Below are 25,928 nucleotides of genomic sequence, written 5' to 3' on the forward strand. Positions count from 1 at the left end.
TTTTCCTGGTATGCGTCAGCCCGCACCGTTACCTGTGGTAATGGTGGTTGTAATAATTGTTGTCATTGGGCTGATGCGAATCATGGATGTTGTGTGCTCGTAATATGATTTACCTATATTGACTAAAGTATCCGGCAATCTAAGTCAATTTATTTTTAATTTTACCACTATTAGTGACACAGCTTCTGAACGCTGAAAAAGCAGCAAAAATCGCGCTTATTACGCTGAAAAAACGGGGGAATCACACCCCATCCTCACTGCTTTTAAAGCGGTTTCCAGCATTATTCTCTGGCAGTTTTTTTTCGATATCATGCAGCAAACGGTGCAACATTGCCGTATCTCGCTGCGCTAACAAGCCAAGACGCTGCTGTAACCAATCAACCATTTTTTGGTCGCTGCTCGCCTCAACACGCTCAAGCAAGGCAGTGATACGAGAACGTAATGCGCTTAGCTGTTTGGCATCCACCACATCATGTTCTGGCGCAGGGAGCTGCATAAGTGCTGAGAGCTGATAACAATAGACCATTACAGCCTGGCCAAGGTTAAGCGACGGATAATCCGCAACCATCGGTACGCCGGTCAGAACATCTGCCAGTTCGAGTTCTTCATTGGTTAGCCCCGAATCTTCACGACCAAACACCAGTGCCGCAGTCCCTACCCAGGTACGCTTTTCTTCAAGTAATGGAACCAATTGTTGCGGTGTGGCGTAGTAATGAAATTTAGCGCGGCTGCGCGCAGTGGTTGCAATCGTAAAATCGACATCATGCAAGGCTTCCGCCAGCGTATTAAAATGCTGTGCATTATCCAGCACATCACCAGAACCATGCGCGACCCAGCGTGCTTCTGGTTGTCGATCGGCTTCGCTATCAACCACACGCAAATCAGCAAATCCCATGGTCTTCATCGCTCTAGCTGCTGCACCCACATTTTCAGCTCTGGCTGGTGCGACCAAAATAATTATAAAACGCATTAAAACTCTCTTTAAAAAAGTGCCCGTTATTGGACATTCACAAATTTCAAATGATAATACGCATCAAAAATTTACATTAAAGTAACATTCGTATATAAAATGCATGTAATGCGAATCATAAGCACCTTGAATACATATTGGTGGTTTGACCAGCAAGCAAAGATGCAGTAAAAAGCATTATCTCATTGTTTTAAATAACAAAAAAACCACATTAACACCATCATCAATCTGATTTATGTTCTTTACTAATCAATTCATGTAACTATATATATTATTAAAATATTGTGATGAAATGTGGCAAAACGCTACGATGATTTCATCAAACTGTTAACGTGCTACAATTGAATTTGATATATGTCAACGAAGCGTAGTTTTATCAGATGTCTAAAGCGGTCCTGCCTGTTATGTTGCTGTTAAAATGGTATAGGATAACAACCGTTTTTGACACCGTCGGGTCCAGAGGGAAAAGTGCCCACGACCAAGCTAATGATGTTGTTGACGTTGATGGAAAGTGCATCAAGAACGCAATTACGTACTTTAGTCATGTTACGCCCAGCATGTTAATTTTTGGCATGTATTAGGCAGGTCAGGGACTTTTGTACTTCCTGTTTTGATTTAGTTGGCAATTTTAGGTAGCAAACATGCAGACCCCGCATATTCTTATCGTCGAAGACGAATTAGTAACACGCAACACGTTAAAGAGCATTTTTGAAGCTGAAGGTTATGATGTTTTTGAAGCGACTGATGGCGCTGAAATGCATCAAATCCTTTCCGATAATGACATCAACCTGGTCATTATGGATATCAATTTGCCAGGCAAAAATGGCCTGCTGCTGGCGCGTGAATTGCGTGAGCAAGCCAATGTGGCATTGATGTTCCTGACGGGTCGCGACAACGAAGTCGATAAAATTCTTGGCCTTGAAATCGGCGCAGATGATTACATCACTAAGCCATTCAATCCACGTGAATTGACTATTCGTGCACGCAACCTGTTGTCTCGTACTATGAACCTGGGTGCAATCAGCGAAGAACGTCGTTCCGTTGAAAGCTACAAGTTCAATGGATGGGAATTGGATATCAACAGCCGTTCATTGGTCAGTCCAAATGGTGAGCAGTACAAGTTGCCGCGTAGCGAATTCCGCGCCATGCTGCACTTCTGTGAAAACCCAGGGAAAATTCAGTCCCGTGCTGAATTGCTGAAGAAGATGACAGGTCGTGAGCTGAAGCCGCACGATCGTACCGTTGACGTCACAATTCGTCGTATTCGTAAGCATTTCGAATCGACCCCAGACACACCTGAAATCATCGCTACGATTCACGGCGAAGGTTATCGCTTCTGCGGCGATTTACAGGAATAAACCTGTAATCAAACATGAATGTGAAAGGGCGGATTTTTAATCCGCCCTTTTCTTTTGTCTCGATTATCTATCTATTTCCACAAGCGGAACCGCTCCGGATCTTTCTGCATCTCGCCATTTTCTGGCACCTGCACTTTTCTTCTCATTCCGTACCAGTCGATATTTCGTGTCAGTAACATAATGGCTGAGAGTGCTGCAAAAAGGACCCCAGTTCCGAGCAGCAGAGCACTGTCTTCAGACTGCAATAGTTGCCAGAGCACCGCATCCAGCATCAATAATCCCAGAGTGAACATTGCACTCGCTTTCCCGCTATTGAGTACAGCCTTAAGGTAAAAACCGTTAATCCCGGTACAAACCACGCTCGCCAGCAGCCATGCTCCGTTAAATCCAATGTGCTCCGATACGGCCAGTAGAACGAGATAGAACATCACGAGCGATAGCCCAACCAGCAAATACTGCATCGGGTGAACACGCAGCCCGGTCAGTGTCTCCAGCAAGAAGAAGCTCATAAATGTTAGACCAATCAGAAGGATGGCATATTTTACTGCGCGGTCAGTCAGTTGATACTGGTCGACCGGGTTCGCTACCGTGACGCTAAAAGCTGGCAGACGGTCGACGTCAACCCGCTGACCATCATAGAAACTGGTATTCAGATTGTTAGCAAACCAGGTGCTTTGCCAGCTGGCGCTAAATCCACTATCAGTGACAGTCCGCTGCTGCGGCAAAAAATCGCCCATAAATCCAGGATGCGGCCAGTTGCTGGTTAAGTTGAACTGACTATTACGCCCAACAGGCACGACGGCAAGCTGTTTAGTTCCCATCAAATCCAGGTTAAAACGCAGCGTGAGTTTCTCATCCTGAAGAAGTTTTACAGGGAGAATAGCATGTAGCCCCTGCCCCACTCCTGGCAGGTTGCTACCGGGTTCAATCGGATAAGACTCACCGTTGATATCAAGCTCACCCACTTTACCAATCCCGCGTGAGTCGCCGACTGCCAGCACCACGTATGGCGTACCAATAAGAGTATCGGGACCTACCTCGTTTGAGAGCAATTGGCGATTAAACGTGGCATCAAACGTGATAGCTGTGCGCCAGATTTGCCCCTCATAAATACCGATATGGCGTGGTTCAACGGTTTGCTTCCCCACAATACTCAAGTTCTCTGGCAGGTAGTAACGAATGAACCGGCGCTCTTTCTTAATCTCTTTATTGTCTTCCATAACGGTCGTCAGCTCCGTTATGGGGATGGCGATCAGTGGACCAGTAATGGTTTGCGGCCCACTGGCACTTTGGCGCAGTGACTGTTCAACATCATCCCGATAACTGCTGCGTTCATTAACTAACGAACTCAACATATTTAAGGGAATCAACAACACCACCATACATCCCAACAAGGTCATGACTTTCCAGAACAACGCAGATTTAAACATAATCCCCTCCATTTTTGATGGGCAGAGGATAGCGAGCGTTTGTGGGGGCTAAATGAAGTTATGTGAAGGGACGGTGAAGTGCGGGAGTTATTTTTCAGGCAGTGCCAATCGAACTTGCACACCACCTTCAGGACGATTCTCAAGAGTTATGGTTCCACGATGCAAACGTGCGACTTCATGAACAAATGCCAGTCCTAAGCCACTGCTTTTTTGCCCGTTGCTGCGCGGCAATGAGTAAAAACGTTCGAATACGCGTTCTTTTGCATAATCAGGTATCCCGCTTCCTGTATCAGAAACCAAAATAGTGATCTGTCCAATATGTTGTTCAATACTTAAAACCACCTCCCCAGCGGGCGGAGTAAAATCGAGCGCATTATCCAGCAAATTCCCAACAGCTTGCTCAAGCAAAGCCGGATCAGCTTCCACGGTAAGCTCTTCGGGAACATTTTTATCGATTCTTAACGAGATTTGTTTACTGCGGGCGAGCACTTCGCGGCTATCGCATAGCGAAGAAAATAACGCTGGCAGATTTATCGACTGAGCCGTAATTTCAACCCGGCTTTCCAGTTTTGCCTGGCGTAATAGATTATCGACCAGCTGTTGCATGCGCAGATTTTGCTGAAGAATGTTCGCAGAGAACTTCTCGACAATTTCTAGCGGCGGGCCTTCACGTAAAATTTCTGCCGCACCACGAATCGCCGCCATCGGGCTTTTCAACTCATGAGTCAGGGCATGAACGTACTGCTCTATATACGTTTTCCCTTCGAGTTTCAGCCGCATACTTTCCAGCGCCAACGCCAACTTACGCAATTCGCTACTGCCAGGTTTAGGTAGCGGTAAAGGGTGCTCGGTGGTGACCGAGTCTGCATAGCAAACCAGTTTCCCGATGGCCCGGTTAATCCACAACACAAACCCGAAACCAATCAGCAAAGCGATGCCCAGTAATGCCACGCCCGCCCACAGAATGCGCCGCTCACTGCGGCGTATAACCGGGTCCATAGCGCTGTTTGGCTTACCAACACTCAACACACCAATGATGTTTTGCCCGTCACGCACGGGTGCGGCCACATACATCACGGTGCTTTCAGGGTTGTTAGCGTTTACTGGAGTGCTGCGTGCACCGTATTTACCCTGTAACGTCAGCCAGACATCGTTCCAGCGCGAGTAATCCTCACCAGTTGCTTTGCCGCTGGAATCAAATAAAACGATACCTTTCGTATCAGTTAGATAAACACGGTATTCATTTTTGGATTTGGTAATGCCACTGATATTGGCCTTGAAGGAGTGTTGATTAAGGCGGGAGAATGCCTGCGCGAGCTGGCCGTTTTGTGCATTTCCCGCCAGCATATCGGCTTTAGCAAATTCGGCCAGTAACGTAGCGGTATCAATTAACGTGCCTTCCGTTGCGCGCCGAACGCCTGGCTTCACCTCCTGTAAAAAGATCGACAGTACAAACCAGGCCGCAATCGCCACAATCAAAAAATAGCCCAGCAGCAGGCGCATCCCGATACGCATTAATTCACACCAAGACTGTAGCCTAAGCCACGATGCGTGTTGATCGGTGAAAGATCGGGGTTGATCGCCCGCAGTTTGGCACGCAGCGTTTTAATATGCGTGTCGACCGTGCGATCAAAACTTTCTTCGGCAGTACTCCACACCAGATCCATCAATTGTTGGCGGGAAAATACTCGACCAGGCCACTGTAAAAAAGTCTTTAATAACAAGTATTCATAGCGAGTCAGCTGCAACGGCTGCTGGCACCAGGAGATCTGCGCCGCCATTTCATTGAACTCGAAAAGGCCAATCCGCTGGGTGCTCCCGGCTAAAGCCTGCCGTTGTTTTTGCAGGCGACGCAGCACCGTTCGAACCCTCGCGCAAACTTCACGTGGGGAAAACGGTTTGGCGATGTAATCATCAGCGCCAATCTCAAGGCCAATCAGCCTGTCAACTTCTTCACTGCGCGCGGTAAGAAACAGCAGCGGAAGATCCGGGTAATCAGCCAGCAGGCGGCGACATAATTCAAAGCCGTTAATATCAGGCAGGCCAACATCCAGAATAGCCAGATCCGGGCGTTCTTCATGTGCAGCTTCCAGCACAGGCAAACCGCGATCGAAGGCACGCACCGAAAACCCCTCTTGCTGTAACGTGTAGATCAACGTATCAGCAATACTGGTTTCATCTTCAACTAACCAGATAGTGGCCTGGTTCATCGCATGCTCCCTGTTACTTCCACGGCATAATTGGCACCGCACTCAGCGCATTTTTTGGTGAGCCTTCAACCACTTTGTCGGAATACGCCAGATAGGCCAGAGTGTTACGTTTAGCGTCATAGAAACGCACGACTTGCAGTTTCTTGAACACCAATGATGTCCGTTTCTGGAACACAACATCACCCTGAGTTTTGCCAGCTTTTATTTTTTCGCTTAGCTCTACTGGCCCAACTTGCTGGCAAGAAATCGCCGCATCTGAAGTATCTTCTGCTAGCCCTAGCCCACCTTTAATGCCACCCGTTTTTGCACGGCTAATATAGCAAGTGACGTTTTTAACATCCGGATCGTCAAATGCCTCAACAACAATTTTATGGTCAGGGCCAAACACCTTGAAAACGGTATCGACTGAGCCGATCACTTCTGCCCGAACACCCAGTGAAATAAACAGCAATGAACTCAGCGCGACTAAAACTTTATATTTCATATTGTTACCATTAGTTAATGATTGCCTTAAGCGACTATTCACACCCTGGACTAAAAAACCGTTAAATATCACGTTATTAATAAAATTGTTCGAATGAGTAACTGATTTTGGCACGTCTTGTTAAAAAAAACTCTGAATGTCATAACAACAAAAAGTGCTATCATCGCCCAAATTGACGGCACTCACCGTGTCAGGATGAGGATATTATATGGATCAGACAGGGATCATTCGCGATCTATTAACTTGGCTGGAAGGCCACCTGGATCAGTCACTGTCTCTGGATAATGTGGCGGCAAAAGCAGGTTATTCCAAGTGGCATCTACAACGGATGTTCAAAGATGTTACGGGTCATGCCATCGGTGCATACATCCGCGCACGTCGTTTATCAAAGTCAGCAGTGGCGTTGCGTCTAACCGCTCGACCTATCCTTGATATTGCTTTGCAGTATCGCTTTGATTCTCAGCAGACATTCACTCGCGCCTTCAAAAAGCAGTTTGCCCAAACACCGGCACTCTATCGTCGCTCACCTGACTGGAGCGCATTCGGTATGCGTCCACCGTTGCGTTTAGATGAGTTTACTCTTCCTCAAGCGCAATTTGTCACTCTGCCAAAAACCCATTTGGTGGGGGTCACGCAAAGTTACAGCTGTACGCTCGAGCAAATCTCTGATTTCCGTAATGAAATGCGTATCCAGTTCTGGACGCAATTCCTCGGGAATTCTCCGACACTGCCGCGCGTATTGTACGGTTTGCATGAGCCGCGCCCAAGCATCGAGAAAGACGACGAGCAAGAAGTCTTCTATACCACTGCGTTAACACCTGAAATGGCGAATGGGTTCTTACCCGACTCTCATCCGGTCAGCCTTGAAGGTGGGGATTACGTACAGTTCGACTACGAAGGGCCGGGCACGGGTTTGCAGGAGTTTATCCTGACCATTTACGGAACCTGCATGCCGTCCCTGAATCTGACTCGTCGCAAAGGCCAGGATATTGAACGCTTCTTCCCGCAAGAAGAAGCGCGTGTTCATGACCGTCCAATGCAGATCAGATGTGAGTATCTGATTCCTGTACGTCGCTAATTAACGCTGAAGTTCATCCAACGCAGGGGCATCTAAATGCGAGATATCCCCTGCTGTTTCAACCACCCAGCCGGAAGCCAACCACGGGCTTTGCTGGTGATCCACACGGGAAATTGAACAGTTTCTTAAACGTAAGCGACGTTCAGCCCAGGCCGGTAATCCCAGAATCGTACTCACCAGGCAGCCTAACGCCATACCGTGGCTCACCAGCAATGGGCGACTGCCAGCAGGCAAATCCAGGCAAGCATTTAAAGCCGCGTGCATACGCTCACTCATCTCGAGCATGCTTTCCCCTTCGGGAATACGCCCATCAGCGGTGCCATTAACTAACTGACGACGCCAGCTCTCTTCTTCTTCGCTTAGCGTGTCCAGATTACGGCGTTCTAGCACACCCATATCCAGCTCACGTAAACGCGCATCCAGCGTGACATCCACACCACATGCATGCGCGATTATCTCAGCGGTGCGGCGCGTACGCCCCAGATCGCTGGCAATCACATGCGTAATGCCTAACGTTTTAACTCGCTCGGCCACCTGCTCGGCCTGGCGTTCTCCTTTTTCAGTCAGCGCACTGTCTGACTGGCCCTGAATGCGGCGCTGCGCATTCCACTGCGTTTCGCCGTGGCGAACAAGGTATACCTGTAACATGCGTTTTTTCCGTTATACTGCGACAACAATTTCTTGAGAGTTTCACTGATTATGTACCATGTCGTCTGCGCAACAACTAATCCAGCCAAAATTCAGGCAATTCACCAGGCATTCGACGATATCTATGGGGAGGGATGCTGCCATATTGAACCCGTCGCCGTCGATAGTGGTGTGCCTGAACAGCCATTTGGAAACCATGAAACGCGAACTGGCGCACGATGCCGAATTATGAACGCCCGTCAGGTGCGCCCGGAAGCTGATTTTTGGGTGGCGGTTGAGGCGGGAATTGATGATGACAGTACATTCAGTTGGGTTGTGATTGAAAACCAAAATAAGCGTGGTGAAGCCCGTTCAGCAACGCTCCCACTTCCTGCCATCATTCTTGAAAAAGTACGTGCAGGCGAAGCATTAGGGCCTGTGATGTCCGCCTATACTGGTATCGATAAAATTGGTAATAAAGAAGGCGCGATTGGCGTGTTTACTGCCGGAAAATTAACTCGCAGTAGCGTTTACCACCAGGCGGTTATTCTGGCCTTGAGCCCATTTCATAACGACGTTTATCGTTAATCTCTAGCACTCAATAATTCCTGCTCCAGCCACGCACGCAGCGCTGGTGGGGCAGATTTCAAGCTATTTGAGCCACGGGTAATAGTCGCAATCCCCGCACCCAGTTCATTTTTAAGCTCACGCTGGCTCATTTCGCCGCGCAGTAACTCTTCGACAATTCTGACACGAGTCCCAAGGGCTGTGCGTTCGTCTGGTGTCAGTAACAACATCAACAACGGCATATGCAGTTGCTTATCAAACGATTGCTGTAGCAACTCCACAAAGCGGAGCCACTCTTGATTGCTTTGTTCGGCGTGTTCTGCCGAGTATTGAGAGTGCTGAGTCATGTTATGCCACCCTACTTCATACTAATTAACTAGTACGATAGCATAACATGGACACCCCAAAATCAATAACGGCGTTGCCACTCAGTGTCCGTCAGCAACTGTGCGGATTTACCCATGAAGTATTGATAATACGCATCATAAGCCAGCACGTTTTTCACATATCCGCGCGTTTCTGAGAAGGGAATACTCTCAACAAACGCAACTGCATCGATGCGCCCTGCACTGTTACCAAGCCAGGTTCTGACTCGGCCCGGCCCCGCGTTATAAGCAGCTGACGAGAAGATCCTATTGTTCTCGAATTGCTGATAGACGGACTGCAAATACGTCGTACCAATATTGATATTGGTTTCAGGGTCGAGTAACTGAGAGGGGCTGCTGTAACCTGGAATGTTGAACACTTTCACAGTATGCGCAGCCGTAGCCGGCATAACTTGCATCAAGCCGCTGGCTCCAACAGGTGATTTCACTTTCGGGTTCCAGGCACTTTCCTGACGCGCAATCGCCATTGCATAGCTTTGCGAGATATCTTTATCGCTCACATAACGAGAGAAAACATCTTTATACGCCAGAGGGAAACGTTCCTCCAGATGATCCCAAAGCTTCCCGGCGATCGTTGCCTGCACGCTAAGATCCCACCAGTTTTGATCAAACGCATAACGCGCCAATCCTTCCTGCTCTGGTTTGCTGCGGCTGGTGATTAAATTCGCCCATTCGCTGCGCGCAGTGTTATCCATCTGCCAGTACATTAACTCGCGAACTCGCGCCATTTCTGGTCCCTGGACCAGCGCTGGATTGACCGGTACCGCTTTGTCTACCCGCAATGGGTATTCTTCCCCTAAACGCTGGGCTGCCACCATTGGGTAAAATCCGCGTTGCTGCATCAAAGAATGTAGGATCTCTTTGGCTTCCACATCACGGCCACGTTCCAACAATAGATCTGCCTGCCAGTAACGCCACTCATCTTTCTCTTTGGCTTCCATCGGTAAACGCGCAAGCCAGGTATTCAGGCCAGTACGATCGCCCGTTCCCAGCGCCATACGTACACGTCTTTCAACTAGCGTCGTTGATTCTGAACGCATAATGGCATCATCGCGCCATGCAGCCTGTTCGGCCGTAACATCATTGCCCATCAAGCGCCAGGCGACGGTATCTCTGAGCTCCTGAGCCTGAGAGTCATTAAGTTGCTGCGCTTGCACCAGTGACGGGATCATCATGCGCGCATTTTCTACGTCATCCCGGGCCACTCGGGTAAAAGCAATTGCCGCAGCCTGACGCGTAAAGTCTGTTGCACCCACGGTTTGGGCAAATGTCAGCACCGAATTGGGGTTATTTTGCAGATTTATTAGCGCGCTGGAGATGGTTTGGTAATCCGCGGGCATTTGGCTTGCGAGGCTATTGACCAACGAGGTATTGCCCTCTTTCATCGCCAGGCGAATACGCTCCAGATAGGCCAACGGATCTTGAGTCCCTGAAGAGCGCCACGCCGAGAATAAACGGTCACAGCTTGACGGCAGATTCTTCCCCGTCAGCCACAAATCTTTGGCTCCCACCCATGCGGCATCCGCCTGGCCGGTGTTCCATTTCGCGTAGTAATAATTACATTTAGATTCGGTCGTGCCCGGCTGCTCAGGGCTGAATGCCAGCAAGCCACGCCAGTCTTCACGACGGGCGAGTTCATTCACAAAGCGTGACTTCAGGGAGCGAGCTGGCGGCAGCGTTGGATTTGCCTCAATAAAGCGACTAACGACAAGCGTTGGCTCATTCATTAAGTCGTCTGTAATCTGGCGATATTCGAGATAAGGATAGAGAGGATAATCCTGCAACGTGGGCATCATTCGCTGCACCACATCCATTTGCTTGCTATCCCACGCTTGTTTGATTTGTGCGTATCGGCTGCGTTGCTCATCGAGCGAGTCCGCACGAACTGCATGAGTTAATGCCGCAAGGCTTACAATTGCCACCAGCAATTGTCCCGCGACTTGTTTGGCTTTCCCCACAAGTTCTCCTCACATATTTACAGGCAGCATCATGCCGCCATTGGTTACTTCATGCTAACTCTGCTATTGCTGTTTCGCCACGCCAGAGCACGTTATTTTGGGTATAACACTGTCCAGAGTGTTTCGGGTAACACATCCTACTTCCCCTGCTGGGATTACCTGCTGAAAACGGCTACACTTCGCCTTTGATACGAACCATCTTAAATCACGAAAAAGAGGCGAAGTCGCACTGTGGCTCAATTCGTTTATACCATGCATCGAGTCGGCAAAGTTGTTCCGCCGAAACGTCATATCCTGAAAAATATCTCTCTCAGTTTCTTCCCTGGCGCCAAGATTGGCGTACTGGGTCTGAACGGTTCCGGTAAATCCACGCTGCTGCGCATTATGGCCGGCATTGATACCGACATCGAAGGCGAAGCGCGCCCACAACCTGGACTAAAAATCGGCTATTTGCCGCAAGAACCGCAACTCAACCTTGAACATACCGTCCGTGAATCGGTTGAAGAAGCCGTAGCTGAAGTCGTTAATGCCCTGAAAGGCCTCGACGAAGTGTATGCCAAATACGCTGAGCCGGACGCCGATTTCGACAAGCTGGCTGCCCAACAAGGTAAGTTTGAAGAAATCATTCAGGCACACGACGGTCACAACCTGAACGTGCAACTGGAACGTGCTGCTGATGCGCTGCGTCTGCCAGATTGGGATGCGAAAATTGCTAACCTGTCCGGTGGTGAACGTCGCCGTGTAGCACTTTGCCGCCTGCTGCTCGAAAAGCCAGACATGCTGCTGCTCGACGAACCAACGAACCACCTGGATGCTGAATCCGTGGCGTGGCTCGAGCGCTTCCTGCACGACTTCGAAGGCACCGTTGTGGCTATTACCCACGACCGTTACTTCCTCGATAACGTTGCAGGCTGGATTCTGGAACTTGACCGCGGTGAAGGTATTCCGTGGGAAGGTAACTACTCCTCCTGGCTTGAGCAGAAAGACGAACGTCTGGCTCAGGAAGCCTCTTCGGAAGCGGCTCGCCGTAAATCCATCGAGAAAGAGCTGGAGTGGGTACGTCAGGGTGCGAAAGGCCGCCAGTCTAAAGGCAAGGCGCGTCTGGCTCGCTTTGAAGAGCTTAACAACACTGAATACCAAAAACGTAACGAAACCAACGAACTGTTTATTCCACCAGGCGCACGTCTGGGCGATAAAGTCGTTGAGGTTACCAATCTGCGTAAATCCTACGGCGACCGCCTGCTGATTGAAGACCTGACATTCTCTGTACCGAAAGGTGCAATTGTCGGGATCATCGGTCCTAACGGCGCGGGTAAATCTACCCTGTTCCGTATGATGTCCGGCCAGGAACAGCCAGATAGTGGCACCATTGAACTGGGTGAAACCGTCAAACTGGCGTCTGTCGATCAGTTCCGTGACGCAATGGACAACAGCAAAACCGTGTGGGAAGAAGTTTCCGGCGGCCAGGACATCATGCGCGTCGGTAACACCGAAATGCCAAGCCGTGCGTACGTTGGTCGCTTTAACTTCAAAGGCGTCGACCAGGGTAAACGTGTCGGTGAGTTGTCCGGTGGTGAGCGTGGTCGTCTGCACCTTGCAAAATTACTGCAAGTTGGCGGCAACGTACTGCTGCTCGATGAACCAACCAACGACCTGGATATCGAAACCCTGCGCGCGTTAGAAAACGCCCTGCTGGAATTCCCAGGCTGTGCCATGGTTATCTCGCACGACCGTTGGTTCCTTGACCGTATCGCCACGCACATTCTGGATTACCAGGATGAAGGCAAAGTGGAGTTCTTTGAAGGCAACTTTACTGAGTACGAAGAGTACAAGAAACGCACCTTGGGTGCGGATGCGCTGGAACCTAAGCGTATTAAGTACAAGCGCGTAACTAAGTAATAAAAACGGGGCGCTTACTGCGCCCCCTTTTTTGACAAGCCCGATTATCCCCGCTCGCCAATCATGTTCTTCACCAAATCAACACAGCGCAAGAAGCGAGAATCGTAGTCAGGTTCTTCTACATGAACGTAGCTGATGTTGTTCTCATCAAGCATCGACACCAAAAGATTCTGGAACGATTTCCTGTCGGTATCACTGCCCAGGCTACGCAAGCCATCGGCTACCCACGGCGTGTTGTTTTCCAGCAAAATCACCAGATCAAAGCGGTACTCATCAATCAGCGCCTGCACAAAAGGGTGCTCACGCCCTTCATATTTTTTGCAGAATGCCTGAGTGGTAACAAAGTCAGTATCGATAAAAGCGACTTTATTGGCGTATTTAACTGCAAAATCAACGTACTGCGCATGGCCGATCGCAATTTTATCGTAGTCAGAATATTGCAATGCCATCTCATCGCCACCCAGATGGGAAAAGACATAGTCACGCCCGTATTCCCAGGCGCTGGTCGTGTTGAAAATATTAGCGAGCTTATTCACCATCCACGACTTACCGCTCGACTCACCGCCCAGAATCGCAACGGTTCGGACAAAGAACGGTTTCACTTCAGTTGGAATGTATTCCCAGTAGCGGAACGGGTTTTCACGGATCTGCCCACCGCTGATATTCATAAATGTGCGCTTCGGGTCTATCAGCACCGTTTCAATACCGAGCTGTTCGTTAAACCGTGGCGCATCATTCTCTTCAGAGGTGTAGATACAGTCAGGATTAATGCCTTTGCTTTCCATGAAAGCTTTGATACCACGGCTCCAGACATCCCAACCGTGTGGATACGGCTCCATCCCTTCTTCGTTAAACGAATGAATGCGGATATTTTTCTGGTACTTAAAGGTCTGAAGCAACCAACGCAGACGGTCGCCGGTTGTCGGCTGTTGCGACATGGCACTGTCTTCAAACAGAAGACGATCGCGGGTTTCGTCATAGCCCATGATGATATGTAACTCATCAACCTGGCTTGCGGCGCGTTGAATCAAGTAGATATGGCCGGTATGCAGTGGATAAAACTTCCCAAATACAACACCGACCTTTTTCTCACGGCGGGGAAACTCCAGGCCGAGGAAACGGTGCAGGGCTTCAAGTTTTTGAGCGCTTGGGCTTTTGATTTTGGCGTTAAGTAGCTGGCTCAGATAGCCCTTGGTCATACCGCAGGATTCCGCAACTTGCTGCAGCGTAACGTTCTGCTGGCGAATTGCGGTTTTTAAATACTCAAATGACGACATGCTGCCTGCCTCCTGCAAAATTGGGCGAATATACAATTATAAGTCTTGTAAGTCGTCAAACACTGACAGCGCATCAGCAAGTTTTTTCACCCCGAAGACCTGCATCCCTTCCGGTAATTTTTTCGGCACATTGGCCTGCGGTACAATCGCACGTTTAAAACCGTGTTTTGCGGCTTCAGAAATACGCTCCTGCCCGCTTGGCACCGGGCGAATTTCACCTGCCAGCCCGACTTCACCAAACACCACTAAATCTTGTGGCAGAGCCCGGTTGCGCAGACTTGAAACCATCGCCAGTAAAAGCGCGAGGTCAGCACTGGTTTCGGTGACTTTCACACCGCCAACCACGTTCACAAATACATCCTGATCGGCCATTTGCAGGCCACCGTGGCGGTGCAAAACGGCCAACAAAATCGCCAGACGGTTTTGCTCAAGACCAACAGCAACCCTGCGTGGGTTGGACATCATAGACTGATCCACCAGCGCCTGAATCTCTACCAGCAGCGGACGCGTCCCTTCCCACACCACCATCACAGAACTACCGGGAGTCACTTCATCACCACGGCTCAGGAAGATAGCTGAAGGGTTACTCACTTCACGTAAACCCTGTTCCGTCATGGCAAACACACCCAGCTCGTTCACCGCGCCAAAGCGGTTTTTATGGCTGCGCAAGGTGCGGAAACGGGAATCGGCATCGCCATCAAGCATCACCGAGCAGTCGATACAGTGTTCGAGAACTTTTGGCCCGGCAAGTGAACCGTCTTTGGTGACGTGGCCGACCATGATAATTGCCACACCGCGCGTTTTGGCAAAGCGCGTCAGGTAAGCGGCAGACTCACGCACCTGCGCCACGCTGCCCGGCGACGATTGTACGTCGGCCATGTGCATCACCTGAATGGAGTCGATTACCATCAGCTTCGGCGCTTCTTCTTCGGCAATCATGCAAATTTGCTCGATGCCGGTTTCCGAAAGCATATTCAGGTTGTTAGTCGGCAAACCTAAGCGGTGTGCGCGCATCGCCACTTGTTGCAGCGACTCTTCACCCGTGACATACAGAGTTTTCATCTGTTCGCTGAGTTTGCACAGTGTTTGCAGCAGCAGCGTGGACTTACCCGCTCCTGGGTTACCGCCAATCAGAATGGCGCTACCCGGCACAACGCCGCCGCCCAGTACGCGGTCGAACTCTTTAAAACCAGTGGAAAAACGCGGCAACTCTTCGAGGCTGATATCAGAGAGTTTTTGTACTTTGCTGACGCCCGCACTGCCGGCATAACCAGACAAACGCTCGTTACGCGCAACTGTCGGCGAGGCGGCAATGCGCACCTCAGTGATAGTGTTCCACGCCTGACAGGCGCTACATTGCCCTTGCCAGCGAGGATAATCTGCACCACATTCGTTGCAGACAAATGCACGTTTCGGCGCTTTCGCCATTAGCGTTCTTCCTGAATAAGACTGCCTGAAAGAATACAGAATACACCCATCAAATCAGCATGACGGATGGTGATTTCTGTTTTCTCATTAACCTTAGGTTTCGCGTGATAAGCGATACCCAGCCCGGCAGACAGAATCATCGGTAAATCATTCGCGCCATCACCAATTGCCACAGTTTGCGCGACAGGGATTTCATATTTATCCGCAAGGCGCTTGAGCGTATCTGCTTTGAATTGGGCATCAACAATTTGACCAATGACTTCACCGGTCAGTTTGCCGTCGCAAATTTCCAGCTCATTTGCCACAACCGCATGTAAATGCAGTTTATCGCGCAGATACTCTGCAAAGAAGGTGAAGCCACCGGAAGCGATAGCCACTTTCCAGCCTAGCGATTCGAGCTTAAGCACCAGAGAAGTCAGCCCTGGCATCAGCGGCAGTTCATCACGCACCTGGCGCAAAATAGATGCATTTGCCCCTTTAAGGGTCGCAACGCGTTGCTTCAGGCTTGCCGCGAAGTCCAGCTCGCCACGCATCGCGCGCTCGGTCACTTCCGCTACCATTTCACCGGTGCCCGCCAGTTTAGCGATTTCATCGATACATTCGATTTGGATGGCGGTGGAATCCATGTCCATCACCAGCAGACCTGGCGTGCGCAAGTGTGGGATTTTACCCAGCGGCGCGACATCCAGCCCAGCATCGTGGGCAAGTTTGGTAGCTCGCGGCGTTAATGAACCCGCCAGGCGAATAACCTGATAGTCTTCAACACACCACGCGGTGACGATAACCATCGCCGCGCCTAGCTTTCGTTGATAGCGATTCAGGCACTCTTTATCCAGATTCCGACCATACAGAAGCCAGCCGCTGCGGCCAGCACGGTAATCGAGTGGCATAACTTCATCACCACTTAGCGATAGTGGCAACCCAGGCCAGAGGGAGACATCGGTCGGCAGGTCGCACCAGGTCAGACTATTTGGCATCACAGCTCCAGAAAAAAGATAAAGGCCAGAGTAAAAGATCGCATGAGGCTACCTTGTGAACGTTGCTTCTGGCAACATTAAAGTACGCAATTTTCCTAAGGTGCATTATGGCTCGGGCAAAAATGAAATTCAGGCTGCATCGTGCAGTGATTGTGCTTATCTGCCTCGCACTTTTAGTCGCGCTGATGCAGGGAGCATCATGGTTTAGCCAGGGGCATCAACAAGCCCGCAATGTGCAGCTTGAAGAGCTGGCCAAAACGCTGGCGCGTCAGGTGAGTTACAACCTGGCGCCACTGATGAAATCCGAAAACCCTGATGAGAAAAAGATTTCAGCCGCCCTCAAGTTACTGACCCAGGATAGTCGTATTCTTGATGCGGGCGTTTATGACGATAGCGGCGGCCAAATCGCGCGAGCAGGTGAAGGAATTGGCGTGCGTGACAGGCTGGCGCTGGATGGCAAAAAAGCAGGCAGTTATTTCAATCAGCAAATTGTTCAGCCGATTGAAGATAAAGACGGGACGGTTGGCTATCTGCGAATCACACTTGATACCCACACGCTCGCTACCGAAGCCAAACAGGTGGATAACACCACCAATATTTTGCGCCTGATGATGTTGCTGGCGCTGGCAATTGGCATTGTGCTGACGCGTACTCTTTTGCAGGGCAAACGCACCCGCTGGCAGCAGTCTCCTTTCCTTCTCACTGCGAATACCGAAGTGAAAGAAGATGAGGAAGAACAGGCTGACAATAAGCTATAAATAAGAAAGGATTTCTACGATGACGACCTTACGACTACTGATTTCTGACTCTTACGATCCCTGGTTCAACCTGGCCGTAGAAGAGTGTATTTTCCGCCAGATGCCTGCAACTCAGCGCGTGCTCTTTTTATGGCGTAACGCAGATACCGTAGTTATTGGCCGGGCGCAAAACCCCTGGAAAGAGTGCAATACCCGTCGAATGGAAGAAGACAACGTGCGGCTGGCGAGACGCAGCAGCGGCGGTGGCGCGGTGTTCCACGATCTGGGCAATACCTGTTTCACCTTCATGGCTGGAAAACCGGAATACGACAAAAGTGTATCTACCGCTATTGTGGTTAATGCACTCGATTCACTGGGAATTAGCGCGACTGCTTCCGGGCGCAACGATCTGGAAGTTGCCACTGCTGAAGGGCCACGCAAAGTTTCAGGTTCCGCGTATAAAGAAACCATGGATCGCGGCTTCCATCATGGCACACTGCTGCTCAACGCAGATTTAAGCCGCCTGGCTAACTACCTCAATCCAGATGAGAAAAAGCTGAAAGCCAAAGGGATAACGTCTGTGCGTGGACGCGTGGCAAACCTCAGCGACCTGCTACCTGGCTTAACCCATGAGCAAATATGCGATGCTGTGTGCGAATCATTCTTTGCCTGGTACGGCGAGCGCGTTGAAGCGGAACATATCTCGCCTGATGCCCTGCCCGACCTACCCGGATTTGCGGAAACCTTTGCCCGCCAAAGCAGTTGGGAATGGAACTTCGGCCAGGCTCCAGCGTTCAGTCATTTGCTGGATCAGCGTTTTATCTGGGGTGGCGTTGAGCTGCATTTCGATGTTGAGAAAGGACATATCACACGCACGCAAATCTTCACCGATAGCCTGAATCCTGCCCCGCTGGAAGCTCTGGCGGCACGCTTGCAGGGTTGTCTGTATCGTAGCGATTTGTTGCAGCAACAGTGTGAAACACTGATTGCTGATTTCCCCGAGCAGGAAATGGAACTACGTGAATTAAGTGCATGGATTGCACAGACGGTGCGTTAGGCAAGGCGTTTAACGTTGGCTTCAACCGCATCCAGCTCTGAAGCCATCACACAACTCAACTCCTGGAAACTTTCGCTAATCCCTTGATTCTGGCTTGCATCAAGCCAGAACTGGCGAGCATAGGGCAGCATTTCCAACCACACCTCGCGCGGCACAACGGGATCAATCTGCGGTTTGACCGGTTCTCTGCGCATATTCCCGACGCTGTTCGGGGCAAAAGCCATGGGTAGCATGTCGTAGACAGGAGCCAGCCGCAGTGGCATATCAGACAGATAGAACGAAAGATTCCCTGCGTGCATATCGCTGTTGGCTATCAACCGACCAAATGCCCAGAGGCGTTGCGTCAGGCGCAAAGTTGCAGGTTCAACCGACTTTTGGACGAGTAATTTTTCCATCGTGACGGGCCAATGCTGTGCCCCGCTGGCAAACTCACTCTGTACGGCTTCAAGTGAGACAATTCCTCTGCGGCCCTGCTCACCAATGCAGTCAAAACGAATGACTTCAAGGAATGTTTGGCTTTGCGTATTGGTCAGAACTTTTGCCGTCGAGGCGGGGATACCGGCCTGAGCCAGAGTGTTAAGCGCTAAAGCTTCCGCATAAAGCAAATCAGACCAGCGCTGGCTATTCTCGTTTTGTAGCAACGGGGTAAATTTAACGATGACATGCGCCGGCCCGGTCGTAGTTTGTGCATAACAGGTAAATTTAGGCTGTTCGCCACCCGCTGACGACCCAACGATATCGCCCGCCAGTGCGCTACTCGCCAGTTCGCTATAAACCGATAATTTATCAGCATCCGCAATCACCGGAGGCAAAGGCGTATCAAACCAGCGCCGATAGCTTTCCTCGCCGACTAACCAGCCACCCAGGTTTTCCGCTACCTGCTGTGATAGCGCCAGTAGAACATCTTCCTCCTGCCATAAGCGGATATCTTCCGGTAGCCCCGCTTGCTGCGCTAATTTGCGCCCCCACGTTCTTCCCAAAAAACCCTGTGGGCGAAGGTCGGTCAAATACCATGGGATCCCGTCAAACCACTGCGCAACACCATTATTCAGAATGACCAGACAACTGCCCTGCGGCCAAATGGGATACAACTCACCAAAGCGCCATGCCTGCCCGAAATCATCAATTTGCCACAACGGGAACTGGTGAATCTGACGAACAGGGCGGCTCAGGGCGGCTCAGGGCGTAGCGAGTCGCTCTGGCGGCACCCGCTTTAATCACATTGCTCTGAGCATTTACAAGACGTGAAAACGTCGCCTGGCTGACACCCAAACGCTGCCGCAAGGAGTTTGCAGTTTGTGGCCCATGGAGTAATAAATCAGTCAAAGTGCTCATGTGAATAGATTCGTGAATAGATACTTGAATAGATTTATAGCGCTATATAGTTGAAAGGTAAAGCAGGTGAGCAGAATGAGGGAGTTTAAGTGAATAGATACTTCGAAGGATAAAGGGTGCCGAAGCACCCTTTAAAATCTTACTCTTTGTCGCCCAGTAACACAGATTCAAGAGCAATCTTGATCATGTCGTTAAAGGTGGTCTGGCGCTCTTCGGCAGTAGTCTGCTCGTGAGTACGGATATGGTCAGATACAGTACAGATAGTCAGTGCTTTAGCACCGAACTCTGCTGCCACGCCGTAGATACCTGCCGCTTCCATTTCCACACCCAGGATGCCGTATTTTTCCATTACGTCAAACATGGTTGGATCTGGCGTGTAGAACAGGTCTGCGGAGAAGATATTGCCTACGCGAGCGTCTACGCCCAGCGCTTTAGCTGCATCAACAGCATTGCGAACCATATCGAAGTCAGCGATAGCTGCGAAGTCGTGGTCTTTGAAACGCAGACGGTTAACTTTAGAGTCGGTGCAAGCACCCATGCCGATAACCACGTCACGCAGTTTCACATCCGCACGAACCGCGCCGCAAGAACCCACACGAATGATTTTCTTCACGCCGAAATCAGTGATCAGCTCTTTGGTGTAGATGGAGCAGGACGGGATGCCCATACCGTGACCCATTACGGAGATTTTGCGACCTTTATATGTACCGGTGAAGCCCAACATGCCACGCACGTTGTTCACTTCACGAACATCTTCAAGGAAAGTTTCTGCAATGTGTTTTGCACGCAGCGGGTCGCCAGGCATCAGTACTACGTCAGCGAAATCACCCATCTCTGCATTAATGTGTGGAGTTGCCATATCTATATCCTTGTTTTAAGAGGTAAACGTCTGGGCGGATAAAACATCTCACCCAAATCTGTAATCCATATACCTTAAATAATTCGAGTCGCAGGTAGGCGGCAAGAAAGCGAATCCCCAGGAGCTTACTTGAGTAAGTGACTGGGGTGAGCTTTTGCAGCCAACACCCCTGCGGCTCGAAGAATGACGGGTATCACAGCATGTTCTTACCGTAGTCCATCGGGGATGTACCGAAATAGCTAGCAACGGTCTGGCCGATGTCCGCGAAGGTTTCACGGTGGCCCAGAGAGCCAGCTTTCACTTTCGGGCCGTAGACCAATACCGGAATGTGTTCACGAGTATGGTCTGTGCCTTGCCAGGTTGGGTCACAACCGTGGTCAGCGGTGAGGATCAGAATGTCATCCTCTTTCAGCAGTTCCATCAATTCAGGCAGACGGCGGTCAAACAGTTCCAGTGCTGCGGCATAACCCGCAACGTCGCGGCGGTGGCCGTAAGATGAGTCAAAATCAACGAAGTTAGTGAACACGATAGTGTCATCACCCGCTTCTTTCATCTCTTTGATGGTGGCATCAAACAGCGCATCCAGGCCCGTCGCTTTCACTTTTTTGGTGATACCGACTTCAGCGTAGATATCCGCAATTTTGCCCACGGAAACCACCTGGCCATTTTTCTCATCAACCAGTTTTTTCAACACGGTTGGTGCTGGTGGCTCAACAGCCAGGTCATGGCGGTTACCAGTACGCTGGAAGTTACCCGCTTTATCGCCAACAAACGGACGCGCGATAACACGGCCAATGTTGTAGCCACCTTCGGTCAACTCTTCACGTGCGATTTCGCACAGCTCATAGAGTTTGTCCAGGCCGTAAGTTTCTTCGTGGCAAGCAATCTGGAACACGGAGTCAGCAGAGGTATAGAAAATCGGCTTGCCGGTTTTCATATGCTCTTCGCCCAGCTCATCCAAAATCACAGTACCGGAAGAGTGGCAATTACCGAGGTAACCTGGCAGGTTTGCACGCTCAACCAGTTTATCCAGTAACTCTTGTGGGAAGCTGTTTTGCGTATCGGAGAAGTAACCCCAGTCGAATAACACAGGAACACCAGCGATTTCCCAGTGACCAGACGGAGTGTCTTTACCTGATGACAGTTCATGCGCCCAGCCATATGCGCCGATAACTTCTGCATTACCGTCCATACCTGCTGGGATTTTGCCGGTAGAGCCTTCGGCGGCTTTTACCAGACCCAGGCGGGTCAGGTTTGGCAAATTCAGTGGTCCTTGACGACCTTTGTCTGCTTCGCCTTTGGCACAAGCCTCTGCAATGTGCCCGAAAGTATCAGAGCCAACATCGCCAAATTTTGCTGCATCTTCTGTTGCGCCGATACCGAAAGAGTCCAGCACCATAATAAATGCACGTTTCATAATTTCTCCTGCGTCGTTGCGCCTGAAACGCCCGGAGGCGTTTCAAAAAGTGATCAGATCAGTATGCCAGCAATTAGCTAATACGGCGATACACATCTGGCGTTTGTGCCGGTGCGGTCTCGTTAACTTTAATTGCCGCTTTAACAGCATGTGCCGCTTCCTGCCATTGAGCTTCACTTGCTGCATGAATCACTGCCAGTGGACGTGAGGTATCTACACTCTCGCCCAGACGAGCCATGTCGGTAAAGCCGACGCTGTAGTCGATGGTGTCAGAAGCCTGGCGACGACCACCGCCCATGGAAACGACCGCCATACCTAATGCACGAGTGTCCATCTGATTTACGAAACCAGCACGGTCTGCGAATACAGGTTTGCTCAGAACCGCGGTTGGCAGGTATTTCGCGTAGTTTTCGACGAAGTCTGCCGGCCCTTTTTGAGCCGCGACCATGCGTCCGAAGACTTCTGCCGCTTTACCGTTATCCAGCACAGCTTGCAGTTTGGCACGCGCTTCAGCGTCGTCTTTCGCAAGGTTGCCGGAAAGTAACATTTCCACGCACAGCGCCATGGTCACTTCATGCAGACGTGGATTGACGTATTCGCCAGTAAGGAACTGCACCGCTTCACGAACTTCAACAGCATTACCCGCGCTGGATGCCAGCACCTGGTTCATGTCGGTGAGTAGCGCAGTGGTTTTAACGCCCGCGCCATTTGCCACGCCAACAATCGCTTCAGCCAGTAATTCAGAAAGCTCATAAGTAGGCATAAATGCGCCACTGCCCACTTTCACATCCATCACTAACGCATCCAGGCCTTCTGCGAGTTTCTTCGCAAGAATTGATGCGGTGATCAGCGGGATAGAGTCTACGGTCGCGGTAATGTCACGCGTCGCGTAGAAACGCTTGTCAGCAGGAGCCAATGAGTTTGTCTGGCCGATAATCGCCACGCCGACATTTTTAATGATGTCGCGGAAACGGTTATCGTCCGGGAAAATATCAAAGCCTGGGATCGCTTCGAGTTTATCGAGCGTACCGCCAGTGTGGCCTAAACCGCGGCCAGAGATCATTGGGATATAACCGCCGCATGCCGCCACCATTGGGCCAAGCATTAAGGACGTCACATCACCCACGCCGCCCGTTGAATGTTTATCAACGATTGGGCCATTTAGGTTAAGGCTCTTCCAGTCCAACACGGTTCCTGAATCTCGCATCGCCATGGTCAGTGATACGCGTTCAGGCATAGTCATGTCGTGGAAGAAGATAGTCATTGCCAGTGCGGCAATCTGCCCTTCGGATATGGTGTTATCTCGAATACCATTAATGAAGAAACGAATCTCCTCATCACTTAGAGCATGACCATCACGTTTTTTACGAATAATTTCTTGAGCGAGAAACAAGGTAACCCCCTGAGTGCATCAGGTGAAATGCGGCGGGGAACCCGCCGCAAAGGAAGAGATTAGTAAGCGCTTGCGCTTTTACCGTCGCCATGACCCAGCGCTTTTAACAAGCTTGCGAGCAGGCTGGAAGCACCAAAGCGGTAGTGACGGGAATCAGCCCAGTCAGAACCAAACAGATCATCAGCGATAGACAGGAACAGCGCTGCATCTTCAGCAGTACGCACGCCACCAGCTGGTTTGAAACCAACAGTTTTTTCAACGCCCATATCACGAATAACTTCCATCATGATGCGTGCGCTTTCAGGTGTTGCGTTGACTGGCACTTTACCAGTAGAGGTTTTGATGAAATCAGCGCCTGCTTTGATGGAGATTTCGGAAGCTTTACGAATCAGCGCTTCTTCTTTCAGCTCACCCGTTTCGATGATGACTTTCAGCAAAACGTTAGCCGCGGCACAGGCTTCTTTACAAGCTTTCACCAGTTCGAAACCAACTTGTTCGTTACCGGCGATCAGCGCACGGTATGGGAACACCACATCCACTTCGTCTGCGCCATAAGCGATAGCAGCACGAGTTTCAGCCAGCGCGATTTCGATGTCGTCGTTGCCGTGTGGGAAGTTGGTCACCGTAGCGATACGAATATCAGGAGTGCCCTGAGCATTCAGAGTTTTACGCGCGATTGGGATGAAACGCGGGTAGATACAAATAGCTGCGGTGTTGCCCACTGAAGTTTTTGCCTGATGACAAAGTGCGATCACTTTTTCATTCGTGTCATCATCATTCAGAGTGGTCAGATCCATCAGTTTCAGGGCGCGCAGGCTGCTTGCAGTTAAATCGGTCATAACATTCTCCAACAAAAGATATAGAATCAGTTGCGATGTTATAATTATAACATTCACAACCCTGATGGTTTTGCGGATAGCTTCACAAAAGCCACGATGAAATTACATAATTTGTACAGTATATGTGATTTAACAACGAGTGATAACGGAAAAGTCATCGCCAGATATAAAAAATGGCCGGCGCAAGCGCCAGCCATTGATTTCACAGAGGTGTTATAATTTTAACATCTCTTTTTTATAATGACAGGAAGACCCCAGCAATTGTGGCACTCATCAGGTTTGACAATGTACCTGCTGCTACAGCCTTAAGACCTAACTGTGCAATATCATGACGACGGTTTGGAGCCATGCTCCCAAGTCCACCAATCAGGATAGCGATAGAAGAAAGGTTAGCAAAACCACACAGAGCAAAGGAGATAATTGCTTTGGTGTGATCTGACAGAACTTGCAGACCTGCTGCCGCTACGGTGGCGTCATCTTTCAGGTATTCCCCGAAGTTCAGGTAAGCAACAAATTCGTTGATGATTAACTTCTGGCCAATGAAGGAACCAGCAACGTTAGCTTCACTCCACGGTACACCGATAACCCATGCCAGCGGTGAGAACACCCAGCCGAGAATCAGTTCCATAGACAGTTGCGGATAGTTGAACCAACCACCAATGCCAGAAAGCATGCCGTTAAGCAGCGCTATCAAAGCAACAAACGCCAGCAGCATTGCACCCACGTTCAAAGCCAGTTGCATACCAGAAGCTGCACCTGATGCCGCCGCATCCAGCACGTTTGCCGGGCGGTCTGGATCGTTTTTCAAAGAGTCCAGTTCAGGTGAATCGTTTGGCGTTTCTGTCTCAGGCAAGATAATTTTGGCGAACAGTAACCCGCCAGGGGCTGCCATGAATGAAGCGGCAATCAGGTACTCTAGTGGCACGCCCATTTGCGCGTAACCTGCCAGTACTGAACCTGCAACAGAAGCCAAACCACCACACATAACAGCGAACAGTTCTGAACGCGTCATAGTGGCGATATAAGGACGAACAACCAGCGGAGCTTCAGTCTGACCAACAAAGATGTTTGCTGTTGCAGAAAGAGATTCTGTACGAGAGGTTTTCAGAATCTTACGCAGACCACCGCCGAGAATACGAATAACAAACTGCATAATGCCAAGGTAGTACAGCACAGCAATCAGTGAGGAGAAGAAGACGATAATTGGCAGAACACGCAGTGCGAAAATAAAGCCACCGCCGCCAAAGACTTCGAACATTTTGTCTGAAACTAAGCCACCGAACAGGAAGGAAATACCGGCGTTACCGTAACCAATTACGTTAGCGACCCCTTCGGACATAGCGAGCAGAACCTGGCGACCGACCGGAACATACAGGATTAGCGCCCCGATACCGACCTGAATAATCCATGCACCTAAAACAGTACGCAGATTAATTGCTTTGCGATTACTGGAAAGTAAAACGGCGATCAGCAGCAGAACGATCATGCCGATCAATCCCATGAGTAGTTGCATACAGAATCCCTGTGTATTGAATGAAAAAGGAAAACGAACTAAAAAACGACAGCGGGCGGGATTATAACGGTAGGGAGGCCAGTAAATGGAATGGCAATCACGTATTTATAGACATCCACGGAAACGTTT

At 50.1% G+C, this 25,928-nt stretch carries 23 protein-coding genes, 2 pseudogenes and 1 other annotated feature (1 of these 26 running past the window's edge); of the genes and pseudogenes, 6 read left to right on the top strand and 19 right to left on the bottom strand.

Annotation, left to right across the window (positions count from 1 at the left end):
* Nucleotides 1–77, bottom strand: a sequence feature (Thr leader region) (it extends 41 nt beyond the left edge of the window).
* The 3 genes and pseudogenes from thrL to yjjY all read right to left on the bottom strand — a co-directional run bounded on the left by thrL (nt 16) and on the right by yjjY (nt 1,515).
* On the bottom strand, nt 16–84 hold the full coding sequence (gene thrL, locus LVQ76_RS06100; RefSeq protein ID WP_072009468.1) for a thr operon leader peptide: 69 nt from the start codon (nt 82–84) through the stop codon (nt 16–18). (Overlaps the previous feature by 62 nt.)
* A 157-nt stretch (nt 85–241) precedes the next feature.
* Nucleotides 242–970, bottom strand: a complete 729-nt coding sequence (locus tag LVQ76_RS06105; protein WP_232904521.1) for a tRNA/rRNA methyltransferase — start codon at nt 968–970, stop codon at nt 242–244.
* Nucleotides 971–1,372: 402 nt separating this feature from the next.
* Nucleotides 1,373–1,515 (bottom strand): annotated as a pseudogene (yjjY, locus tag LVQ76_RS06110) (YjjY family protein).
* 96 nt (nt 1,516–1,611) lie between these two features.
* Between yjjY and arcA the strand changes: the two are divergent.
* Complete coding sequence (gene arcA / locus LVQ76_RS06115) at nt 1,612–2,328, top strand: two-component system response regulator ArcA (protein WP_034459438.1); 717 nt, start codon at nt 1,612–1,614, stop codon at nt 2,326–2,328.
* Between the two features lie 71 nt (nt 2,329–2,399).
* On the opposite strand, the gene creD is transcribed toward arcA, so the two are convergent.
* From creD to creA, 4 genes are all read right to left on the bottom strand, one after another.
* Nucleotides 2,400–3,758, bottom strand: a complete 1,359-nt coding sequence (gene creD, locus LVQ76_RS06120) for a cell envelope integrity protein CreD (protein WP_232921221.1) — start codon at nt 3,756–3,758, stop codon at nt 2,400–2,402.
* An 87-nt stretch (nt 3,759–3,845) separates the two neighbouring features.
* Nucleotides 3,846–5,273 carry a two-component system sensor histidine kinase CreC gene (gene creC / locus LVQ76_RS06125; RefSeq protein WP_232921222.1) on the bottom strand — a complete coding sequence of 476 codons (1,428 nt, stop codon included), beginning with the start codon at nt 5,271–5,273 and terminating at the stop codon, nt 3,846–3,848.
* On the bottom strand, nt 5,273–5,968 hold the full coding sequence (creB, locus tag LVQ76_RS06130) for a two-component system response regulator CreB (protein WP_232921223.1): 696 nt from the start codon (nt 5,966–5,968) through the stop codon (nt 5,273–5,275). The genes creC and creB overlap by 1 nt, the downstream gene beginning before the upstream one ends.
* Before the next feature lie 13 nt (nt 5,969–5,981).
* Nucleotides 5,982–6,452, bottom strand: coding sequence for a protein CreA (creA, locus tag LVQ76_RS06135; RefSeq protein ID WP_232864625.1), 471 nt, complete (start codon nt 6,450–6,452; stop codon nt 5,982–5,984).
* A gap of 208 nt (nt 6,453–6,660) precedes the next feature.
* Between creA and robA the strand changes: the two genes are divergently transcribed.
* Nucleotides 6,661–7,530 (top strand): MDR efflux pump AcrAB transcriptional activator RobA, encoded by an 870-nt coding sequence (robA, locus tag LVQ76_RS06140; RefSeq protein WP_034459448.1) that lies wholly within the window; start codon nt 6,661–6,663, stop codon nt 7,528–7,530.
* On the opposite strand, the gene gpmB is transcribed toward robA, so the two are convergent.
* Complete coding sequence (gene gpmB / locus LVQ76_RS06145; RefSeq protein WP_232921224.1) at nt 7,531–8,178, bottom strand: 2,3-diphosphoglycerate-dependent phosphoglycerate mutase GpmB; 648 nt, start codon at nt 8,176–8,178, stop codon at nt 7,531–7,533.
* Between the two features lie 51 nt (nt 8,179–8,229).
* On the opposite strand from gpmB, the gene yjjX reads away from it, so the two are divergent.
* A complete protein-coding gene (gene yjjX, locus LVQ76_RS06150; RefSeq protein WP_232864627.1) occupies nt 8,230–8,745 on the top strand; it encodes an inosine/xanthosine triphosphatase in 516 nt (171 codons plus the stop codon).
* Here the strand turns inward: yjjX and trpR are convergent.
* Complete coding sequence (trpR, locus tag LVQ76_RS06155) at nt 8,742–9,071, bottom strand: trp operon repressor (RefSeq protein ID WP_232921225.1); 330 nt, start codon at nt 9,069–9,071, stop codon at nt 8,742–8,744. The genes yjjX and trpR overlap by 4 nt on opposite strands.
* Before the next feature lie 62 nt (nt 9,072–9,133).
* Nucleotides 9,134–11,068, bottom strand: a complete 1,935-nt coding sequence (gene sltY, locus LVQ76_RS06160; RefSeq protein WP_232921226.1) for a murein transglycosylase — start codon at nt 11,066–11,068, stop codon at nt 9,134–9,136.
* Between the two features lie 231 nt (nt 11,069–11,299).
* Here sltY and ettA point away from each other — a divergent pair, with 231 nt between their 5' ends.
* Complete coding sequence (ettA, locus tag LVQ76_RS06165; protein WP_064513850.1) at nt 11,300–12,967, top strand: energy-dependent translational throttle protein EttA; 1,668 nt, start codon at nt 11,300–11,302, stop codon at nt 12,965–12,967.
* Nucleotides 12,968–13,011: 44 nt separating this feature from the next.
* Here ettA and nadR read toward each other — a convergent pair whose 3' ends face one another.
* Genes nadR through serB form a run of 3 tightly spaced genes read right to left on the bottom strand, consistent with a single transcriptional unit; the run spans nt 13,012 to nt 16,649 of the window.
* Nucleotides 13,012–14,244: a multifunctional transcriptional regulator/nicotinamide-nucleotide adenylyltransferase/ribosylnicotinamide kinase NadR gene (gene nadR, locus LVQ76_RS06170; protein WP_232864629.1), complete on the bottom strand. Its 1,233-nt coding sequence runs from the start codon at nt 14,242–14,244 to the stop codon at nt 13,012–13,014.
* A 36-nt stretch (nt 14,245–14,280) separates the two neighbouring features.
* Nucleotides 14,281–15,672 carry a DNA repair protein RadA gene (gene radA / locus LVQ76_RS06175; protein ID WP_232864630.1) on the bottom strand — a complete coding sequence of 464 codons (1,392 nt, stop codon included), beginning with the start codon at nt 15,670–15,672 and terminating at the stop codon, nt 14,281–14,283.
* Nucleotides 15,672–16,649, bottom strand: a complete 978-nt coding sequence (gene serB, locus LVQ76_RS06180; protein ID WP_232864631.1) for a phosphoserine phosphatase — start codon at nt 16,647–16,649, stop codon at nt 15,672–15,674. Before serB ends, radA begins: the two co-directional genes overlap by 1 nt.
* 107 nt (nt 16,650–16,756) lie before the next feature.
* Here serB and LVQ76_RS06185 point away from each other — a divergent pair, with 107 nt between their 5' ends.
* Both LVQ76_RS06185 and lplA read left to right on the top strand, forming a co-directional pair.
* Nucleotides 16,757–17,407 (top strand): YtjB family periplasmic protein, encoded by a 651-nt coding sequence (locus LVQ76_RS06185; RefSeq protein ID WP_232864632.1) that lies wholly within the window; start codon nt 16,757–16,759, stop codon nt 17,405–17,407.
* Between the two features lie 19 nt (nt 17,408–17,426).
* Nucleotides 17,427–18,443: a lipoate--protein ligase gene (gene lplA, locus LVQ76_RS06190; RefSeq protein ID WP_232921227.1), complete on the top strand. Its 1,017-nt coding sequence runs from the start codon at nt 17,427–17,429 to the stop codon at nt 18,441–18,443.
* Here the strand turns inward: lplA and yjjJ are convergent.
* The 6 genes and pseudogenes from yjjJ to LVQ76_RS06220 all read right to left on the bottom strand — a co-directional run bounded on the left by yjjJ (nt 18,440) and on the right by LVQ76_RS06220 (nt 25,799).
* A pseudogene (gene yjjJ, locus LVQ76_RS06195) lies at nt 18,440–19,778 on the bottom strand (type II toxin-antitoxin system HipA family toxin YjjJ). The gene lplA and the pseudogene yjjJ sit on opposite strands and share 4 nt — an antisense overlap.
* Nucleotides 19,779–19,917: 139 nt before the next feature.
* On the bottom strand, nt 19,918–20,637 hold the full coding sequence (deoD, locus tag LVQ76_RS06200; protein WP_034459469.1) for a purine-nucleoside phosphorylase: 720 nt from the start codon (nt 20,635–20,637) through the stop codon (nt 19,918–19,920).
* 193 nt (nt 20,638–20,830) lie between these two features.
* Entirely contained in the window at nt 20,831–22,054 is a 1,224-nt protein-coding gene (gene deoB, locus LVQ76_RS06205) for a phosphopentomutase (RefSeq protein ID WP_232864635.1), read from the bottom strand.
* A gap of 73 nt (nt 22,055–22,127) precedes the next feature.
* Nucleotides 22,128–23,447 (bottom strand): thymidine phosphorylase, encoded by a 1,320-nt coding sequence (gene deoA / locus LVQ76_RS06210; protein WP_232864636.1) that lies wholly within the window; start codon nt 23,445–23,447, stop codon nt 22,128–22,130.
* 59 nt (nt 23,448–23,506) lie between these two features.
* Nucleotides 23,507–24,286 carry a deoxyribose-phosphate aldolase gene (deoC, locus tag LVQ76_RS06215; RefSeq protein WP_232921228.1) on the bottom strand — a complete coding sequence of 260 codons (780 nt, stop codon included), beginning with the start codon at nt 24,284–24,286 and terminating at the stop codon, nt 23,507–23,509.
* Between the two features lie 235 nt (nt 24,287–24,521).
* Nucleotides 24,522–25,799, bottom strand: coding sequence for a NupC/NupG family nucleoside CNT transporter (locus LVQ76_RS06220; RefSeq protein ID WP_064513871.1), 1,278 nt, complete (start codon nt 25,797–25,799; stop codon nt 24,522–24,524).
* Nucleotides 25,800–25,928: the final 129 nt, after the last annotated feature.

It is taken from the genome of Buttiauxella cochleicola (genome assembly GCF_021283185.1).
Lineage (GTDB): Bacteria > Pseudomonadota > Gammaproteobacteria > Enterobacterales > Enterobacteriaceae > Buttiauxella > Buttiauxella massiliensis.

What these genes read in the sequence shown, in the direction of transcription:
- LVQ76_RS06220 (WP_064513871.1), bottom strand. Translation starts at nt 25,799, where the DNA reads ATGCAACTACTCATGGGATTGATCGGCATGATCGTTCTGCTGCTGATC.
- radA (WP_232864630.1), bottom strand. Translation starts at nt 15,672, where the DNA reads ATGGCGAAAGCGCCGAAACGTGCATTTGTCTGCAACGAATGTGGTGCA.
- deoC (WP_232921228.1), bottom strand. Translation starts at nt 24,286, where the DNA reads ATGACCGATTTAACTGCAAGCAGCCTGCGCGCCCTGAAACTGATGGAT.
- robA (WP_034459448.1), top strand. Translation starts at nt 6,661, where the DNA reads ATGGATCAGACAGGGATCATTCGCGATCTATTAACTTGGCTGGAAGGC.
- creC (WP_232921222.1), bottom strand. Translation starts at nt 5,273, where the DNA reads ATGCGTATCGGGATGCGCCTGCTGCTGGGCTATTTTTTGATTGTGGCG.
- yjjX (WP_232864627.1), top strand. Translation starts at nt 8,230, where the DNA reads ATGTACCATGTCGTCTGCGCAACAACTAATCCAGCCAAAATTCAGGCA.
- nadR (WP_232864629.1), bottom strand. Translation starts at nt 14,244, where the DNA reads ATGTCGTCATTTGAGTATTTAAAAACCGCAATTCGCCAGCAGAACGTT.
- gpmB (WP_232921224.1), bottom strand. Translation starts at nt 8,178, where the DNA reads ATGTTACAGGTATACCTTGTTCGCCACGGCGAAACGCAGTGGAATGCG.
- LVQ76_RS06185 (WP_232864632.1), top strand. Translation starts at nt 16,757, where the DNA reads ATGGCTCGGGCAAAAATGAAATTCAGGCTGCATCGTGCAGTGATTGTG.
- creB (WP_232921223.1), bottom strand. Translation starts at nt 5,968, where the DNA reads ATGAACCAGGCCACTATCTGGTTAGTTGAAGATGAAACCAGTATTGCT.
- trpR (WP_232921225.1), bottom strand. Translation starts at nt 9,071, where the DNA reads ATGACTCAGCACTCTCAATACTCGGCAGAACACGCCGAACAAAGCAAT.
- creA (WP_232864625.1), bottom strand. Translation starts at nt 6,452, where the DNA reads ATGAAATATAAAGTTTTAGTCGCGCTGAGTTCATTGCTGTTTATTTCA.
- arcA (WP_034459438.1), top strand. Translation starts at nt 1,612, where the DNA reads ATGCAGACCCCGCATATTCTTATCGTCGAAGACGAATTAGTAACACGC.
- creD (WP_232921221.1), bottom strand. Translation starts at nt 3,758, where the DNA reads ATGTTTAAATCTGCGTTGTTCTGGAAAGTCATGACCTTGTTGGGATGT.
- deoB (WP_232864635.1), bottom strand. Translation starts at nt 22,054, where the DNA reads ATGAAACGTGCATTTATTATGGTGCTGGACTCTTTCGGTATCGGCGCA.
- deoD (WP_034459469.1), bottom strand. Translation starts at nt 20,637, where the DNA reads ATGGCAACTCCACACATTAATGCAGAGATGGGTGATTTCGCTGACGTA.
- lplA (WP_232921227.1), top strand. Translation starts at nt 17,427, where the DNA reads ATGACGACCTTACGACTACTGATTTCTGACTCTTACGATCCCTGGTTC.
- serB (WP_232864631.1), bottom strand. Translation starts at nt 16,649, where the DNA reads ATGCCAAATAGTCTGACCTGGTGCGACCTGCCGACCGATGTCTCCCTC.
- LVQ76_RS06105 (WP_232904521.1), bottom strand. Translation starts at nt 970, where the DNA reads ATGCGTTTTATAATTATTTTGGTCGCACCAGCCAGAGCTGAAAATGTG.